At 45.5% G+C, this 19,680-nt stretch carries 5 protein-coding genes; all 5 read left to right on the plus strand.

Annotated features, from left to right (window positions below; translation table 11 throughout):
* Positions 1-92: 92 nt before the first annotated feature.
* From ABCW47_RS00180 to ABCW47_RS00200, 5 genes are read left to right on the plus strand one after another with little or no spacing between them, the layout of a single operon-like run.
* Complete coding sequence (locus tag ABCW47_RS00180; RefSeq protein ID WP_343207842.1) at positions 93-16,184, plus strand: GLUG motif-containing protein; 16,092 nt, start codon at positions 93-95, stop codon at positions 16,182-16,184.
* Positions 16,185-16,196: 12 nt separating this feature from the next.
* Positions 16,197-16,706, plus strand: coding sequence for a hypothetical protein (locus ABCW47_RS00185; RefSeq protein WP_343207843.1), 510 nt, complete (start codon positions 16,197-16,199; stop codon positions 16,704-16,706).
* Positions 16,703-17,305 (plus strand): hypothetical protein, encoded by a 603-nt coding sequence (locus tag ABCW47_RS00190; RefSeq protein ID WP_343207844.1) that lies wholly within the window; start codon positions 16,703-16,705, stop codon positions 17,303-17,305. Before ABCW47_RS00185 ends, ABCW47_RS00190 begins: the two co-directional genes overlap by 4 nt.
* Positions 17,306-17,355: 50 nt before the next feature.
* Complete coding sequence (locus ABCW47_RS00195; RefSeq protein ID WP_343207845.1) at positions 17,356-19,131, plus strand: peptidase associated/transthyretin-like domain-containing protein; 1,776 nt, start codon at positions 17,356-17,358, stop codon at positions 19,129-19,131.
* Positions 19,115-19,615 (plus strand): immunoglobulin domain-containing protein, encoded by a 501-nt coding sequence (locus tag ABCW47_RS00200; RefSeq protein WP_343207846.1) that lies wholly within the window; start codon positions 19,115-19,117, stop codon positions 19,613-19,615. Before ABCW47_RS00195 ends, ABCW47_RS00200 begins: the two co-directional genes overlap by 17 nt.
* The last annotated feature ends 65 nt before the right edge of the window (positions 19,616-19,680 follow it).

Genomic DNA, 19,680 nt, shown 5'->3' on the forward strand with positions numbered 1-19,680 from the left:
GAGCATGAAGATGCGTCTGACTGGAACAGAAAAGGTACCCCGGAGAGGGGAAAGAAATAGAGATAAACAAAGATGGAAAAGGTGAGGGACAGATGAGAGAGATAAGAATCCGGAAGAGAGCAGACCGAAGATGGAGCTGGGTGGCAGGAATCGTGGTTATGATAGCAGCCAGCGTACTGTTAATCAGCGGGGTGGGGCATGTTCTGGCGCTGCGGGAGAGTGGAAGAGAAATCGGAAGTATCGGAGAGCTGGAGAGATACTTAAGTATAGAGAGTGAAGAGTATGAACCAGGGGGAAAGTATGTCCTGACGGCAGATCTGGACGTGACAGGAAGAGAGATCACGATAGGGGATAATGTGGAGCCGTTCGTGGGAGAATTAGACGGAGCAGGCCATGAGATAAAAGGATTGAGCAGGCCGCTGTTCGGGAAAATAGGGCAGGGGGCGAAGATAGAGAACCTGGTAGTAGAAGGGACGATAAGAGAAGGAGAGCTGTACGGAGCAGGAGAGGGATACACAGAAGGGTATGGACTGTTAGCGGCGCATATAGAGGGAGCGGAGATACGGAATGTAGGTGCAGTAGGAGAGATCGAGATAGGGGATAGAGTAGAGAGAGAAGTAAGGGTAAGGAAGGGCAATGAAGAAGGAATAAGTAATAATGAAGAGGGAAAAGGGAATAATGAAGAACCGGGTAAGCCTGAGACAGGGAGTAATGAAGAGGGAGTAACTGAACCGAAGCCGGAAGAGAATGGAGAGAATGTAAATAACGAAGAAGGAAAAGGGAATAATGAAGAACTGAGTAAACCAGAGACGGAAGGGAACGGGGAGGATGTAAATAAGGAAGAGGGAACAGATAAAAAGGAAGAAGGAATAACGAATAAGGAAGAACCGAATCGACCAGAGCAGGAAGGCAACGGGGAAGGAACGAATAAAAAGGAAGAAGGAATAACGAATAAGGAAGAACTGAGTAAGCCGGAGCCGGAGGGAAATCAACCGGAGCAGGGAAGCAACAGGGAAGAGTTAAGTAAGCCGGAAGGGACTGGAGCAGAAGAGAAACCGGAGGAACCGGCAGTGGGTGAGCCGGAAGCAGTTGTGGACCCGGTTGCAAAGTTATTTGGGCCGGTGAAGGCGATGGCAGCGGAAGCGGATATCGTAAGTCCGGAGGAAGATACGTCTGAAACCGGGGAGGGGACCAATGTACCGGATACCACACCTACAACGCCGGATACCGGAGCAGTACCCCAGCCGGGAGAACCCGCGGAGGGAGAAGGGACAGGAACCCCGGATGTACCGGAGGTAAGCCAGCCGGAAGGGCCAACAGAAGGGCCGGCGACAGATCCGACTGTCCCGGATGTACCGACGGAGCCGGAAGCACCGGTTGATCCGGCGCCGGATCAGAAGGAAGATACCACCCAGCCGGAAGAGACGGCAGGGGATGAATACATAAGAACGACAGCAGAGGAGGTCTATGCGGGCGGCCTGATCGGAGTGAGTGAGGGAGAGAGCCTGATCCAGAACTGCTATGCGTTCGTGAAGATCACGAAGAAGGGAAATGAGACCGCGGCGGCAGCCGGCGGTTTTATTGGCGCGTTAAAAGAAGGAGGCCGGATCGAGAACAGCTATGCGACGGGAAGTGTGGAAGGAGCGGCTGTACTGGGCGGCTTTGCGGGAATCAATGAAGGGGGAATCGGAGCCTGCTATGTATCGAATACGTTAGGGGCAGGAGAAGAAAGAGGAGCCTTTGTCGGGCGATATGGAGAGAGCGCAAGTGCAAAGGAATGTGCGTATGACTACCGGATGAGCTGCGGGGAGGATAAGCAGGCGCAGAGGAAGGGAACGGAAGAGCTGACGGGAATCCAGGACAGCCTTTCGGGAGAGTGGCACTATACGGAGGGAGCGTATCCGCAGCTGCCTTATTTTGCGTTAAATGAGAAGACAGAAATACAGAAGAAATCGAAGGCGAGCGCGATTGCGCTGCGGCTGGGAAGCGGAACGATAGAGGGAGTAGAAGGAGAGATCGAATTAATCCAGGAGATCGAGGGAGAAGCGGTTGAGTGGAGTGTGAGCGGGGATATTAGCCTGACGGAAGAGGGAAAGGCAGTTTTAAAGAGCAGCGCAGAAGAAGAGGGGACAAGTGCGCCCGAAGAAGGGATCGTTTACAGTGGAGTACTGCGCGCTGTGCTGGGGACGGAGGAGAAAGTCTTCAGTGTAAGTACAGAAAAGGTCCTGATAAAAGATGAGACAACAGTCATAGAGATATACTCTCTGGAAGATTGGAATAACTTTTTCGATAATATCGTATCTACTACAGTATTAAACCAGAATATCGAAATTATGAATGATTTGGATTTCAGTGGTCTGGGGAAATCTGCCTGTTCAAATGTGAATGTATCGTATAGAGGAATTGTAGAAGGTAATGGATATCAGATTACCGGTTTAAGGGTGCCCTTATTTGAATCGTTAGAAGATGCAACAATACAGAATCTGACAATTTCTGGAACAGTATCATCTTCTTCTGATCATGTCGGCCTGCTGGCAAGGCGGGTTGTCCCAGGGGCAAGTGATATGTATACCGAGATAATCAACTGCCATGCTGAAGGAACGGTGAAATATCTTGGCAGTACGGATACCTGCTACACAGGAGGAATGATAGGATTCATTGAAAGTACTGTTGATGGAGACGGTGTCATCATAAAAAATTGTTCTGCTAATGTTGACGTATCAGGCTATTTTTGTATCGGAGGATTTGTTGGAAAAGGAGACCGAATTACCTTTGAAGATTGTCAAAGCTATGGCAGCGTTTACAGTCCAGTTGGCAGCAAAAAACCAAGTGTAGGTAAGGCGGGAGGAATTGCCGGAGATTTATCCAATAGTAATTTATCAAGATGTAAGATTGATATTCCATATATGGAAGGGCGTTTGGATATCGGTGGTGTAGCAGGGTATGCCTTGAATTGTGCTCTCGATGAGGTGACAGGTTCCGCAGTTATTGAAATATTAACGGATACCAGTTTGGGTGGTAATAACATCGGCGGCATTCTGGGTACAGGGAAAGGGATAACTATAAGCAATAGTAACTTTACAGGTAAAATACATGTTAACTTTGGAGATTTGTATAAACGGGCTTTTAATATTGGCGGTTTGTGCGGAACTGTTTCCGGAGATTTTTATATGGATAATTGTTTTACAAATAATTGCGTTTTGGAGGTAGACAGTGATGCTGGAGGTTTGATTGGACGGATAGATCAAGGGAGTGGATCTATCTTGAACTGCTACGTGGAAAATGTCTACATAACAGGATTAAATGACATCGGAGGTCTGATTGGAGCCGGTACTTTAAAGAATGGAACAATTAGAAATTGTTTTACTTCAGGAGTAGATTTAGCTGCAGGCGGGGGTAGCATTGGAGGATTTGCGGGGATACTAACACTTAATAATAGTGAGATTGATTCCTGCTACTCAAGCGGCCGTATAAAAAGAGGTGACCAGACGGGAGGATTCATTGGTGAGATTTCAGGGAATGAAGAAGCGATTATACGCAATTGTTATACAGATGTAAGCGTAAATTCAATACAGGCTGGGCAATCAAGTGGATTCATTTTTGTGTTTTGGACAGTTGGTTCATATGTTCGGTTTGAAAATTGTCTGGCCAATGGAGCTCTTATAAGAGGAAATACAGTGAGTAATCCGAGTACGAATGGATTTATACGATGGTCTAGGAACTCTGAGAAAAACTGCTATTATAACGAAGAGTTAACAGGAATAACAGATTCAGATGATACAGATGACATAATAGGTATTTCAACAGCAAATTTACTGTCGGGAACCCCCATCCAGGGATTTGAGGATGAGTCCGTATGGTTATGGGAAGCCGGACGATATCCGCAGCTGACCGTTTTTGCAAAATCAGATCAGGAAAATATACGGAAACAATCCGAGGTTTCCTCTATTCCAGCTGTATATTTTACAAATGAAAATACTCCCGCTGCTGTCTCAGATGAGCTCTTATTTAATACTCAGATAAATGGGACATGGGAAATAGAAGACAATGTACTTTATATAGATAATAATAAGTTGAAAATTGATGAAAGTCTGAGCGGGCAAGAACGTGATGTTAATCTGGATTTTATAACAGAAAGTGGTTATAAGAAGCTAATGATACTTCATGTAGATGCTCCGCTGATAATCCGTTCATTAGAAGACTGGGACCGATACCTGGGGACTGGTGCTACAGAGGAGTCTTTAAAACAAAACTACAAGTTACAATTTGAGAATCAGACATGTGATTTTTCAAATTTGCAGGGAGACGGTGTATTTAAGGGGAAACTATATGGCAATAATCAAACAATTACCGGGTTAAGCAGGCCTTTATTTTTAAGCGGAGAAGATGTCGCGGTTATTGACTTAAATCTGGAGGGCAATATAACTGGATCAGGCTGGGCTGGACTCCTTTTTGGAAAGGTATATTTTAAATCATCTTATAACGGGGATAAATTATTACAGGTAATCAAGAATTGTCATGCATCAGGATCGGTAAGTTGTAATACGAACTTAAGCACATATGATACGGATGGAGCAGGCGGTCTGATAGGATATGTGCGTAATGAGGCATATGATAAAGGGCTGATTATTAACTGTTCTTCAAACGTAAATGTTAGCGGAACCAAGAATGTTGGAGGCCTGATCGGATATCTGTATGCATACTCCTCTAGTGTTAAAGTCAAAGATTGTTATAGTACAGGAAAAGTATGGGGCCAGACCGCTGTGGGCGGGTTAATTGGTAATACATATAATTTTGCTTTACCTGATGAAGATAGAGGTATTACGAATTGTTTTGCCATGACAGATGTAGAGGGGATTGAAGCAGTAGGCGGATTGCTTGGCCAAATAAGATACAGCAGAGCCGTAGATTGCTATGCGTCTGGTACCGTGATGGGAAATAGTAAAACCGGTGGATTATTTGGAAGTGTTGGTACATATGGCGGAGCTTTTAAGAATTGTTATAGTTCTGTAACGGTTTCCGGCAAGGAATATACAGGCTCTGTCATCGGTTTTTCGTCAAGTGATACTTATGAGAACTGCTATTATGATAAACAGATGGCAGGGGTGTTAAACAGCAGTGGAAATAATAGTGAAGTAGTAGATTTGACGGGGATTTCCGGGTACAGCACACAGTCAATGACCGGCGAAAATGCAAAAGGGATGGGGCTTGATGAAAAGTACTGGAGTTTTTCAGTGGGTCATTATCCCCAACTGAATATATTTGACGGCAGGACTCCTTCGGATCTGTCGTCCATAGCTATTTATCTAACAGAAGGAGAAACGGTAATTGACCCAGTTGGAGCAATACAGATTGACAGTGCTGCCGGGAACTGGTCCTCTGCACCGGACGATGCATTTACGGTAAACGGATCAACGGTTACATGTAATAATAAATATGAAAAGGCACTGCTGTCCTGTTCGTTTGATGGTTTTAGTCGAAGTTTTCTGTTTGGCTCTTCGAGTGGAGAAGATATTGTTTACACGATTTATTCTATAGAAGATTGGAACCGTTATTTAGGGATTGGGGCAACTCCGAGGACTTTGTCGGCAAATTATCAGCTGGCGGAAGGCGGGAATTATGATTTTTCATCCTTAACGATAGGCACAGGAACTGAGTATGGTGGATTTACGGGTACCCTCGATGGTAAAAATCAAACGATAACGGGCCTTCAGGTACCATTATTTAATGTACTTGAAAATGCTACAATAAATGATTTAAATGTGGAAGGTAATCTGATTATTGCGAAAGGCGAAAGAACAGGATTATTAGCTAGCATGATGGCAGGGGGAGAGGTGAACAATTGTCATGCCAAGGGAGAAATAACGTGTGAAGATGATGTATGGGGTTATAATCCAAAAGGAACCGGAGGCTTGATTGGGGTATCCATCGGAACAACCAATGTAAGAAACAAGGTACTATATTGTTCAGCTAATGTGGATATTGTTCTTGAAGAAAATGCGGCAATCTATGGAACTGGTGGCTTGATTGGAAAGTGCGACTATACGAATATCAGTTATTCCTATGCTTCAGGGAATTGGCTAGGATATTATGAGACTGGTGGCTTGATCGGAAACTGTTCCAACTCAACAATTACACAGTGTTTTTCTAATGGAAGCGTTGAAGTTAGAAATTCAACTCCCTATGCAGGCGGCCTGATTGGAAACTTATCTTCTTCTACGATAACAAACTGTTATTCTACTGCTGCGGTGGCAGCACTTAATCGGGCAGGCGGATTGATTGGAAACGCAGAGTCGGCGTGTACTATTTCGGGATGCTTTGCTGCCGGTACGATAAAAGAAGCAACTAACAATCCGAATAGTAATACGGTAGGCGGTTTAATCGGTAAGGCAGCTGGTACAACGTTAACTAATTGTTACTACGATTTGCAGATGACGGGTATGGAGCAGGTTTCAGCTGGTCTGAAAGCATTATCGACAGAAGAAATGTGTCAGGCAAGTATTGGCGGAATTACAACAAATTCGACAGTATGGGAACGCACTGCGGGATATTACCCACAGCTGAAATATTTTAAGAATAAAAATGTGAAAGCATCTGAGATTTCGTCTATTCCTTTAAAATTCGCCAATTCTGGGGCAAAAGCAAGCCGTGTAGAAGGAGATATAGATCTTTCAGCAGGAGAATTTGCGGGTTGGTCTTTTGAACCGGAAACACAGATAACAGTGAATGAACTGCAAAAAACTGCAACTCCAATATGGAGTGGTGAACTGGTTGTCCGATATAAACAGTCGGGTTTTGAGAAACGATTTTTACTGACATTGAAAGCAGGGAACAGAATAATTCGCAATTTGGCAGATTGGAATTATTATTTAGGCCCGGATGCTTCGGAAGAATCTCTGGGAGGCGACTATCAATTGTCCGCTGACGGGGACTTTGACTTCTCTACGGTTGAACAAAGTTCCGGTGTATTTACAGGAGAATTAGAAGGAAACGGACAAAAGATATACGGTTTAAAGATTCCTTTATTTAAAGAGATATCCGGCGCAGTATTCCGTAATCTGAATCTGGAAGGAAAAATTGAAGGGACGCAACAGTATACAGGTATTTTAGCGGGGCGAGATATAAATGAAGGAACAGAACTGAAAAACTGCCATGTAGAGGGCGAGGTAAATACTAGTTTTCCTGAGGACAGCAATTATTATATGGGTACCGTCGGCGGTTTCATTGGCTATACAGTGAAAGCCAGTTTTATGAATTGCAGTGCGCAGGTGAAACTAACAGCATCGGAGAATCCGGGAGGAAGTGCTTATATTGGAGGATTGGCTGGATACGGGGATTCAATAGAGGCGGCAGATTGTGATGTAAAATCAACAATCATTAATATGGACGACAGCCGATGTATCGGCGGCATGTTCGGTAAAGTTATCGGTACGATTACAAATTGTACCTCAAATAGTGATATACAAAGCAAATCAGGCGCGGGTGGACTAATTGGAGAAGTTAGTTATAGTTCAACTGCAACAACAAGAATTACTGGCTGCTCCTTTGACGGCGCAATTTCAGCGGTATCCTGTGCGGGAGGTCTAATCGGATATGCCTCTAACAGTTTGACGATTGATCAATGTTCAGGGACTGGTTCTATCCAGGGGGGCACCTCTGTCGGAGGTTTTATTGGATATGCCAGTTATTCGACGAATGTTAGCAATGGCTATTTTGTGGGAAAGATAAAGGGCAGATCAGAAGTGGGAGGCTTAGTAGGCCGTGCCAATAATACGATAAATATAACGAATTGTTTTTCATCCGGAATGGTGGAAGGAACACAGTACGTAGGAGGGCTGCTCGGTTTTGGAGGGTCATCAAGCGGTAAAATATTAAGGTGCTATGCTGGAAATACTGTCTATGGAGTTGACACGGTAGGAGGCATTGCCGGAAGAACATATAATGTAGTTGAAAATGTTTTCAGTACTTCTGTTGTCAGGGCAGAGACAAACAAGGGTGCATTAATCGGATTCCAGTCACCTGCGGCTACTACAAACTCATGTTTTGACCTGCAAATGGCAGGCTGTACAAATGCAGTTGGAAATGCGACGGTTGGTGCTTCTGTTACCGGAAAATTAACAAGTGAATTAACCGGTACTTCTATCAGCGGTATGAGTTGGATTACAAGCAACAGCAGCTGGACCTGTTCGGAAGGACTCTATCCACGGTTAACTACATTTGCGGCCAGCGAGGAGGCGCTTGTAAGCGCAGTACCGCTTCTGCTTGCTGTGAATGCAGATGGCACATATGATTCTGCCGGAAATCTTACCCAGGCTTCGGTTGCACTTCCATCTGCGGCAGGCGGGCAGAATCTGACCTGGAAATTGGATGGAGAACCGGCAGATAGTTCGGTGCAGCTTATATTAAGAGAACAATTCCTTACTGTCTCTATCAATGGAGGAACGAGAGAAAAGATATTTTTACTTGTTAATTCTAACAGCCATACTATTCCGTTGAAAAATCTGGAGGATTGGGAGAAGTATCTTGGAAAAAATGCCGATCCGGAGTATTTAAGCTGGGATTATACTTTGGACTTTCCCGGAGAAAGCTGTGATTTTTCTGGATTGACAGCCAGTGTAGGAACATCAAAAGCACCTTTCACCGGATCTCTGGAGGGAAATAATAAGAGAATCACAGGTTTAACAAAACCTTTGTTTCTTTATATGAACGATGCCAGCGTCAGTAACCTGATTCTAGCGGGAGATATTTCTGAGTTCAGCTCCAATTATGTTGGGATGCTGGCGGGGACAATCGCCGGTGAGAGTGGTACAAGCATCGTCAATTGTCATGTATTCGGCAGTATTTCTGTGGAAGGCACTGATTATATCGGTGGAATCGCCGGTTATGTAAAAAGTGTTCCGGGAAAATCTGACAGAATTCATATCTTTCGGAATTGTTCTGTAAATGCCGAATTAACAGGGCAGAAATACATTGGAGGAATTGCGGGCTATGCCCAATGTACCTCATTTGAAGCGTGTTATGCGTCAAGTGCTATTACTGCAGATACCTATACAGGACAGATTGTGGGCAGGGCGTATGGATCTACAATGAAGAATTGCTATGGCAGCGGGAATATCAGCGGTAATCTTTCAGGTGGGCTGGCGGGGGATTTATACAATGGTATTATGAAAGACTGTTATTCGTCTGTCCAGCTTTTGTCTAAGAGTGAAGCAGGAGGTCTGCTGGGAAGTGTGACAGGAGAAGACAATACAATTGATCACTGCTATTATGATATGCAGCTTTCTGGCACTGATATCGGAATTGGAACAGGAACTATAAGCGAAACCATTAAAATAACCGGTATGGGGACTGACGAATTAATAAATCAGTCTGCTGCGCTATTTACCGCGGAAAGTCAGAATTATTGGCTGGACAATGCATCCCAATATCCTCAATTAAAACAGATTGCCGAATCAGCGGTACCTGAGGTAAAAATTGCATCAGAGGTGTCCTCCTATACAATTCTATTAAAAAATGGAGAATCTTCACGGCTGTCCAGGAGTGGTTTTGAATACAAGGAGGGATTATTTAACTGCAGTCAGGATCAACAGACCTTTCTTCTGAATAATGGATCTGGTACTGTATCAGACAGTATAAAGGGTGGAAAAGTTCAGACTACGCTTTATTTAGAGAAGGGAGGGTTCAAAAAGGCTATTTCACTTACCGTTGTTGGAACTCCCATACAGATAAGAAGTTTGACTGATTGGGAGACTTACTTCGGGACAGGAGCAGACCCTGAAAATCAAGGAAAAGTGTATGAATTGAACTTTGCCGGTGCAAAAGAAAACTTTGAAAATCTGTCTGCCACGACCGGTACAAACGATGAACCATTTTGCGGGATAATATATGGCAATAATAATGTTATATATAATCTTGATAAACCATTGTTTGGGGTTGTTGATGGAATGATTATTAACGATCTTACCTTAAAAGGTGACATAGCCTCCGACAGTAAAAGAATTGGGCTCCTGGTGGATAATGCTAAAACTGTTGCAGGGGATATTACTCTGAATAATTGTCATGTCTATGGAACAATTGAGGCAACTGGCACCAATGTTTACGCAGGCGGGTTTATCGGAGCCGCGCTGACCGGGACATATAATATAGTATTAAATGAATGCTCATCTGCTGTAAAAATGTCAGGATCATTATTAGCAGGCGGGGGATTTATAGGAAGAGCCCTTAGTGTAAATGTCGACAATTGTTTTACTAATGTAGAGATAAAGACGACAAATACTTCGGTTAATGGTGACGGCGGCGGTTTTATAGGCACCTGCGGCATTTTAGCAGTCTGTAATAGCTACACAAGTGGATCACTATGTGATTTCACCAGTATGGGCGGATTTGCAGGACAGGTTGAAGAGGAATTTACAGCTGAGAATAGTTATTCCGCAGTGTCTGAACAGGGGGCAGCACGCGCAGGTGGACTGATTGGCGAGGTAAACGGTTCCTATACAATTTCTTCCTCTTATTTCGACAGCCAGTTAAGCGGGGGTACGGCGGCAATCGGCGGATTAACAGATGAAAACAGTTGGGGAAAAGCAACAAATGAGATAACCAGCTCTGCTATGGCCGGAAATCTGGGAAGCAACTGCTGGTATTATGAGGATTATAGTTATCCCCAGCTTAAAGTAATGAAATCATCTGCCTCTGAGCTGGTCAGAAATGCGTCCGCTGTCTCGTCTGCGGCACTGTTTCTGAAGGATAAAGAAAATTCTCAGCAGGTTCAGAGTCCGATGACATATTGCACCACGGAAGGTACCTGGTGTTCTCAGATTCCGGAAGCAGTAAAGATAGTAAATGACCAAATAATCCCCATGAGATCAAACCGGATTAATATTACCTATTCCAGTCAGGGATTGACAAAGACCATAGCTATCCGGGTCATTGATAATTCTTTGGCAACTTCTATCCGCTCACTGGATGACTGGGAGCGGTATCTGGGCAGAGAGGCTACCGCTGACGATTTGAATGGGATATATCAACTGGATTTCACAGGTGATGAATGTGATTTTTCGACACTGGAAGTTAGCGTGGGGCTTACTTCTGATAAGCCATTTACCGGTATGTTATTTGGAAATAATCAGACAATAACCGGATTAAAAAAGCCACTGTTTCAATATATTTCAGGGGCGACATTAAGTGATATCATTGTAAAAAATGGAGAAATTCGGCTTAATACAACGGAAGAGCATGTAGGAATGTTGGTTGGAACCATAATTTCAGGAAAATCCAGCTGTGTAGAATCATGTCACGTTTCAGGTATTGTTGAAAATGGCGTGAAGACATCTTACTATTCAACAGACTTGGGAGGAATGATAGGAAGAGCTGAAGGAGGCGAGGGGAATCCTACTATAATCAGCAATTGTTCGGCCGACGTAGAAGTGACGGGGATGAGATCCAACAAAGCAGGAAAGGGCGGTCTTCTTGTTGGATTTACAAACTGGACTAATATAAGTCAATGTCATGTCATCGGGAGGCTTGCTGGCAATTTAGAATCGAACGGAGGTATATGTGGTTATTTCAGGAATGGAACAATAACAGGTTGTTCTGCGGATGTCGTCTTAAAGGATTGCAGGCAGACGGGTGGTATTGCCGGTGCGGCAGTAGATGACTGTAAAATCATAGATTGTCATGTGGAAGGAAGCATATCGGGAGATAATTACCTGGGAGGAATTGTGGGCTACCGTTCAGGCGTAGTCTCATCCTTCCAGATTGAAAACTGCTATATGCAGGGAAACATAGAAGCCAGCAATGTGTCAGGCGCGGGCGGCATACTTGGATATGGCGCTGCACAATTTAAAAACTGTTACTTTAACGGGGATATATATGCGGTATTCGGATCTGTTGGAGGGCTGTGCGGCTATGCGGGAATGAACCTATCGGCTGAGAACTGCTATGCAGTAGGAAATCTACAGGTGGAGTATCCTGGTTATGGCATAGGCGGATTAATTGGAAATACCAGCTATTCGTTTACTATGACAAGATGCTATTTTGCTGGTCTGGTAGAAAAGTACTATGAAAAACCAGATCAGCAGACGGCAGGCGGATTAATTGGGAACTCCAGTAAAAGTAATAATATGTCCTATATGACAGACTGTTACTTTGATAAGCAGCTGTCAGGAGTTGCTTTAGCGGTTGGAAATAAAAAGAGTGAAGATACAACTGCGCTTGGGCTCAATACTTCTGAGCTGACAGATACACCTTCGGGTTTTACAACAGAGAATGGCTGGTTTTTAAGAAAGGGATATTATCCCCAGCTTACTGTATTTGCCGGGTCAGATGTTGCACATCTGATAGAACAGTCGGCTGTTTCCGCTGTGGCTGTGTATCTGCCTGAGGGTAGTAAAGCAAACTGTTTTACAGGTTCTGAATTTACATATGACAATACGCTGCCGGGAACCTGGAAAGAAAGGAGTAACTATATAACTTTCGCATCCGGAACAGCGAACTTTCAGGAAAGCTTGAAAAGTAATCAGGAGCTTCGAATTGTTTATGAGGAAAATAATCTGGAAAAATCCTTTGTATTACGGCTGGCACAGGATGAAATTACGGTGATATCTTCATTGGAAGACTGGGAGCATTATTTAGGAAGCGGAGCAACTCCACAGACGCTGCTGTATAACTATCGGCTGGACTTTACGGACAATACATGTGATTTTTCAGAACTGAAGCAGAGCTCGGGTATAGTAAATTCATCCGGTGGCAAATACTTTGCTGGCGCATTAGATGGCAATAACCAGAGTATCACTGGACTGAGAATACCGTTATTTGATGACACATTGTCCGGCGCAGAGATAAAGGATTTGAAAATCGTTGGTACTGTAACGGGAAGAGGAATGTTGGGGAATACATTAACCGGGGCAAAGATAACCAACTGCCATGTCAGGGGAAGTGTTTCCGGTATGGGTAATGTTGGCGGACTTAGCGGCTATCTGGGCAGCTGTACCGTAACAGAATGTTCCTCGATGGTGGAAGTACATGGTACAATCAGTGCCGGCGGCTTTGCCGGAAGAATTAACACCGGAAAGATAGAAAAATGTATGGCCGGCGGAAACGTACAGGGAGAGGATTCAACAGGCGGCTTTGCAGGCATTACAAATAGCGGAACATACACCAATTGCTATTCTACAGGATCGGTAACTGCAAATGGCGAATACGCTGGTGGATTTGTAGGAACTGCGCTTAGCAACTTGAACGGAAAAAGCTGTTATGCTTCGGGAAACATTATTAATTTATCTGGAAATTCCGGTGGTTTCGCAGGTAAAGGCCAAAGCTCAGTAACCACCTTTATCTATGATCAGCAGATTTCCGGCGTTGAATTGTTTTCTTCTAATCTGGAAAAACGTACAGGGAAAGGAACCGCCGACATGACGGGAAGCGGAATTACATTAAGCGGATTTTCAGATAATGAAGAGTGGGTTCTGACTGATGGATACTATCCTCAATTGGCTGTCTTTGCGAACAGTATAGATGAATATGTTAAAAACATGTCTTCTGTATCAACAGCAGCAGTAATAATAGCTTCAGGTGAAACCGGCTGTTCCGTGCAGACCCCACTTACATTTTCACCAAATCTATCAGGAGTCTGGCGCGGTGATCCGGATCGTAGTTTAGATATTGATCCGGATGAGCATCGTATCACTCTGCTTGCGGATGATATTGTTCGTGTTATTTACGGCCTGGACGGAGTCGAGAAATCTTTTCTGTTTAGTAAAGGTGCGTTAAGAGATACGATTATCATTCATAACCTGGATGAATGGGAACAGTATCTGGGGACAGGCGCGGATGCGCTAAGTCTTTCCAGAAATTACAGGCTGGATTTTGGAGAAGAGAATAGCTGTGATTTTTCCGGTCTCAATACCTCCGTTGGCTATGGATCGGACACCACGTTTACCGGGACTCTAGATGGTAACAACCAAACTATTTATGGCCTTGATATCCCTCTTTTCTATATTTTAAGAGGAAGTATAAAAGATCTGACACTGATTGGGAATATCTCTTCAGACCAATATGAGGCAATGGGGATGTTAGCCGGTGTAGCCAGGGGCATGATGAATAAAGAATTAATTATCGAAAACTGCCATGTCCAGGGTAAAATTGCGCAGGTGGCTTTAGATGATCAAAGTAAAGAATCTTTCACCGGCGGGCTGCTGGGAAAGATTGACAATGTTGATGTTTCGTCGGCAAATTACCCGGCTGTATATGTAAAGGGCTGTTCAGCAGAGGCAGTGGTAGAAGGGCAGAATTATGTGGGTGGTCTTGTTGGAAACAGCCGGAAAGGGAAAATTGAAAACTGCAGTGCAGAGGGTAGTATATCCGCAAATTATTCTGTGGGAGGTCTGATCGGATATACCTTATATACGAATATAGACAACAGTTTTTCTGACGTAGAGATTGAAGCGAATAGTAACGCAGGAGGCTTGATTGGTCAGTCAAGTAATGCATTGGTTGTAAATCAAAGTTTTTCTCTGGGAAATATTACAGCCCAGTCCGCTACAGGCGGCTTCATCGGAAGCGCATCGTCGGGAATAGAGGTGTCGGATTGTTATTCTACAGGTAATATCAGTACAGAGCCAGGAGCAACAAAAGGCGGTTTTATCTGCACATTATATGGCGGATCTTCTTATACGAGCATTATTAAAAACTGTTATATGAGTGGCCAGCTGCGAAATTCGAATAATACAGGTAACCAGGGTAGCTTTGTTGGCAGTCTCTCCAGTCCCGGATATATAACCTTTGAGAACTGCTATTTTGATATCCAAAGATCCGGAATAACAAAGCCATCCGCCAATATGGCAGTAATTACAGGTATTTACGGAAAAACAACAGCGGAGATGGTAAATAATCCTCTGGATGGCCTTACTGCAGATCATGGCTGGGTAATGGAAGCTGGATTATATCCGAGATTAGGGGCTGCCGCTGACAGTCCGGAGGTTGTTACCGCCGCTATCCCGATTTATGCATATTGCAACAGTTCTAAAACGACGATTTTCGACAGCTTGTATGGGATCACAGATGATTTTAGTGTACCGGTCAATATTTTGGGGAAACCTGTGAGCTGGAGCAGTTCGGATGTGACGACTTTGGTGATCAATCCATCTGGTGAAGCGGCATTCAAAGGTAAAGGAACGGAAACTACTTTAACCCTGACTTACCAGGGGGTCAGCAGGGACCTTTTTATCCGGCTGATAAAACCTATGGAGTCCTGGGAAAAGGCAAATGTTACCCTGCCAATTGTTGATAGTGTGTCAGCTGAATTCAGTAAAGTACTGATAGGAAACATTAATGCGAGAACAGTGTCTTCTATTGATGTCAGCAGTGTTAACAGCGCCTTTGAGGAAGCGGCCGCTTATCAGGCGGAGCAGACTGATACCATCACCGCCAACTACAGCACCTATGGTACCGTAAACGCCAACGCAAAGCTGGGCTTTGCCCTGGAGACCTCCTCAGGCACAGAGGTTGACCTGTCCCAGGCCGTCACCACGCCGATCACCGGTGTGACGGGCATCAAGCTCTACAACGCAGCGGCCTACAACTGTGCGGAAGATAAGTATTTCCGTATTATCCTGGAGGTGCCGGATGACCGGTCGGTGGCCATCAACGTGACCATACCGGGAATAACGAGCAAAAAGTTAGACATCACCGTACCTACCCCGACGCAGATCAGCCTGCAGCCGGGTATCCGGAGTAAGTCCTATACGGACGAGTGGGAGATAAAAAATGATACGGCATATCCTCTGGCTGTGACGCTGGCGTCTGTAGTACCGGGGAGCGTGCCGGGCGAAGAAGGCACACTTGGCCTGGTCGATCCGAGCATACCGATCCGTCCGGGAGAGGAGCTGATCACCCAGGGAGTGAAGCTGGGCCTTGCCTACACGGAGGAGAACGAGGGAGAAAGCGTCGAGAAAGGGATCTATTATAATCCTGCAGAGGGAGCAGAGCAACCGGTACTGGGCCTGGGAGCGGGAAGAATCCAGAAGTTTAAGTACTTCCTGGAATACAGCCCCTACTATACAGGAACCCAGAGAACCTTCAACTATCAGTTAAAGTATGAGACGAAGATACCGGAATACGACATAGTACCGGGGAATCTGGAAGTAAAGGATGCGCCGGCGGGAACAGAGACCCCGCCGGCGGAGTAAGGGGGAAGAAGGTTGAGCAGAACGAAGAAGCGCCTTCTTGCCGCCGGAATCCTGGGAGGCCTGCTCCTGATACTGGGAGCGGGAATCCTCCTGGGCTTAATAAAGCTGCCGAAAAGCCTGCAGGCCAGTCTTGACATGAGAAAAGAGACGGATGCGGTAAAGGGAAGCATAAAAGAAGAGAGCAGGGGAAAAGAGAACTTCCGGATTATTCTGAACCAGGTCCCCACGATCCGGGAGGGAGAGAAGGAATGCAGCCTGGAGTATGAAAATCCGGAGGGAAATGCCTATCAGGCAAGGGTAAGCCTCTATGATGAAGAGGGAAACCTGGTAGGGAACACAGGGATACTGAAACCTGGAGAGCAGATAGAAAAGGTAAAGCTGAAGAAGAAGTATAAGGCCGGAGAATGGCCGGTCACAGTGCAGATCGACCTGTTTGAGGAAGATCATACGAATGCGGGGAAACTGACGGTGGGAATCACCCTAAGGGTACTGGAAGAGAAGGAGGAAGGGGAACAGAGATGAGAAGAAGAGGGAAAAAGCTGGCTCTGTTTGGCCTGGGAATCCTGATTGCATTGATAGGTACGGCGGGAGCAAAGGCATCGGAGGGGACGACAAGCCTGGAGATAACAATCGAGCCGATGCTGCTAAGCGTGACCCTGCCGGCAGAGGTGCCCTTTGTGCTGGATACGAATAAAGCGGTGGATGTGACAAAGGGGGAGACCCAGGCGATCAGCCCGTCCGAGGCAAAGATCATCAATGATTCCGCCCTGCCGGTAAAACTGAGCGTGACGGGAGTAAAGATAATAGACGGGCCGGAAGGATTTTACCTGGAGAAGAGGTTATCAGAAGTAAGAGCCGGGAGCGTCTTCCTGGCCCTTAGAAAGGCGGGGGAAACCTTTGAAAATGAGAAAGTCCTGGAAGCCTATGCCCTGCGGGTACCGGCGGAAGGGGAAGCCCTGTCCATCCCGGTGATGGAAGTAGGGGCAGAGAGGGAAGAAACCCTGTGTATCTATGGAAAGGGAGCGACCAATGCAAAGCTAGGGGTGTATGGATTCCACGTGGAGACGACCCTAAAGGTAGAGCTGGTGAGGGAGGAGCCTCCTCAGGAACCGACAGAATGAAATCAGGTATATGAGACAGGGAAAATGCCACGGGGAAAGGCGATAATGAGATGAGGAGAATAAGAATTCTGATCGGAGCAATTGTTTGTATGCTCCTGTTAGGGGGAAGCCGGGGAATAACTGCCGGAGGCCAGACCGTAAGTGGCAGTGGAAGTTCAACAGGAAGCATGGAGCTAAAGGGAGAAGTCAGGGAAGAAACCAGTGTGGAAATCACGGTAAAGGAGAATTCGGAGAAGGGCGGCGTCCTGGAAGGAGTTAGTATCAGCAGCGGCGGGAAAGAGATTGTAAAGACCGGTGCGAGCGGAAAAGCCCAATTAAAAGGCATACCTGAACTTACATATGAGCTGACTTTCCAAAAGACTGGATATCAGAAAAAAACCATTCAGTGTACATTCCCGAAGACGGGAAGTGAGGAGAAGACCGTGCTGTTGAGCAAAGACAGCAGCGGCGGAGACGGAGGGGGGATTATCATACCTACCCCCACGCCAGATCCGGATAACCCTGATCATCCGGACAATCCGGATGACCCGGACGACCCCAATGATTCTGGAAATACGGCGACCGATGGAGAAAACACGGATCATGACGGAAATACATCGGAGGAAGACGGCAGCAGCGGAGAATCCGGAAACAAAGGAGAGAATGGCAGCAGCAGTGGCAATAGCAGCGGGAACGGTAAATTCGAAAAGCCAACGGTAGATTTAGGTGATAATGAGCTGCCGGAGGGTGTCCCGGAGCTGACGCCGGAAGAGATGATTGGAGTGGACCCGGAGGAAGGGGAAAACCATGTCATATTGGACGCGGAGACAGTCAGGACATCGGTAGAAAAACAGTCAGGACTAAAGCTGAATCTTTCGGATGAAAAGGGGAAAAAGAAACCGATTGGGATTTCAGCATTCCGGGAAGAAGAATATAGAAGAATCAAAAGGAATACAATTAAGATTTCTTATAAAGAGGGAATTGTCATTCGGGTACCCTATGAGGAAGAAGGGCTGGTGGCGGATGGGTGGATTCCCCACAATCTGAGGGCACTGTCCAAAGAAAAAAGAATGCCGGTAACCGTATTATTTGAACAGGGAGAGGAAACGAAGGGACGTGTGGTCTTCGATCCGGAGTTCTTTGACCGGTCCGTTCATGACAGGCTGGAAGTTGGCGTGCAGTACGATGGCAGTCATGTTGATATTGTACTGGAGAAATGTACGGATTGCCGGGAAGAAGATGAACTGTTGGTTCCGCAGGAAGCCTTCCATAAGGTATCTGACGAAGGATTGGGGCTCAGAGTACGTATTTATAATCCGCAAGTAGAGGAAGACTTGTGGTATGAATGGAAGTTTGAACCGGAAGATCTTAAGATGATGACACAGGAAGATATTGATCTTTTTATCACCCCAAACCCAGAGGCAGAGGACAGGGTATGGAAGCAGACAAAAGGGAAAAAAGCACAGATTCTGACCTTTTCCCATCATGGAAGCCTGCCTGGGAAAGCAGTACTCAGGGTTAAGAATATGGCCGGTTTCCGGCAGGGCGATACGGTGAATTTTCTGTATAGCAATCCGGAGAGCGGAGCCCTGGATACGATGAAGGAAAATGTAGTTCAGGACGGGGACGGCTTCTACCTTATAGAGCTGGAACATTGTTCCTCTTATGTACTGATGCGGGAAGGAAGCGTCCTGTGGCTGTGGATCATAATTGGATTTATAACCATGCTGGTGATCCTGTTATTGTTTGTGCTAAGCCGTAGGGAAAGAAAGCGGAAAGAATTGACAGAATACACAGAAGGGACAAATAAGAGAGATGGAAGAGACAACGGTGAAACGGAACAATAAGTGGCTGATTATTATTATCCTCTTGCTGCTGGCTGTGACAGCAGGGGTCGTGTGGTATCTTTTGAGGGATAAAAAACAAGAGGATAAAATGGAAGCAAATGCGGTAGTAGGGACAATGCCTGGTAAAAGCAACGAGGAGATCGAAGCGGAGCTGAACAGGCAGGTTAGTGAGAAAATGATCGCTTTTACAATCAACGCGAATCCGGTTTATGAGGATGGAAAGGCAAAGGGAAACATCCTGTTTGAAAATCCGCAGTCAAATGATAAATATACAAAACTGGAAGTATTTCGGGATGATACCGGCGATTTGATATACGAAACAGGTCTTTTAGAACCTGGGAGTTACGTCCCGGAGGCGGAACTTGAGAAACCGCTGAAAAAGGGAGAATATGCCTGTACCGCATATATTCATGGATACCGGATCAGTGATAATGGTTATCTGGGAAAAGTATCGGCCGGTATCAAGATAACGGTTCAGAATTAAGATCTTGAAGGGAGCCACCCGAAGCGGGGGAAGCCTTTATGATAAAGAAAGAGACAATAAGCAAA

The organism is Anaerolentibacter hominis (assembly GCF_032380675.1).
Taxonomy (GTDB): Bacteria; Bacillota; Clostridia; order Lachnospirales; family Lachnospiraceae; genus Anaerolentibacter; species Anaerolentibacter hominis.

Excerpts from the sequence above, each read along its gene's own strand:
- ABCW47_RS00190 (WP_343207844.1), top strand. The coding sequence starts at position 16,703 with ATGAGAAGAAGAGGGAAAAAGCTGGCTCTGTTTGGCCTGGGAATCCTG.
- ABCW47_RS00195 (WP_343207845.1), top strand. The coding sequence starts at position 17,356 with ATGAGGAGAATAAGAATTCTGATCGGAGCAATTGTTTGTATGCTCCTG.
- ABCW47_RS00180 (WP_343207842.1), top strand. The coding sequence starts at position 93 with ATGAGAGAGATAAGAATCCGGAAGAGAGCAGACCGAAGATGGAGCTGG.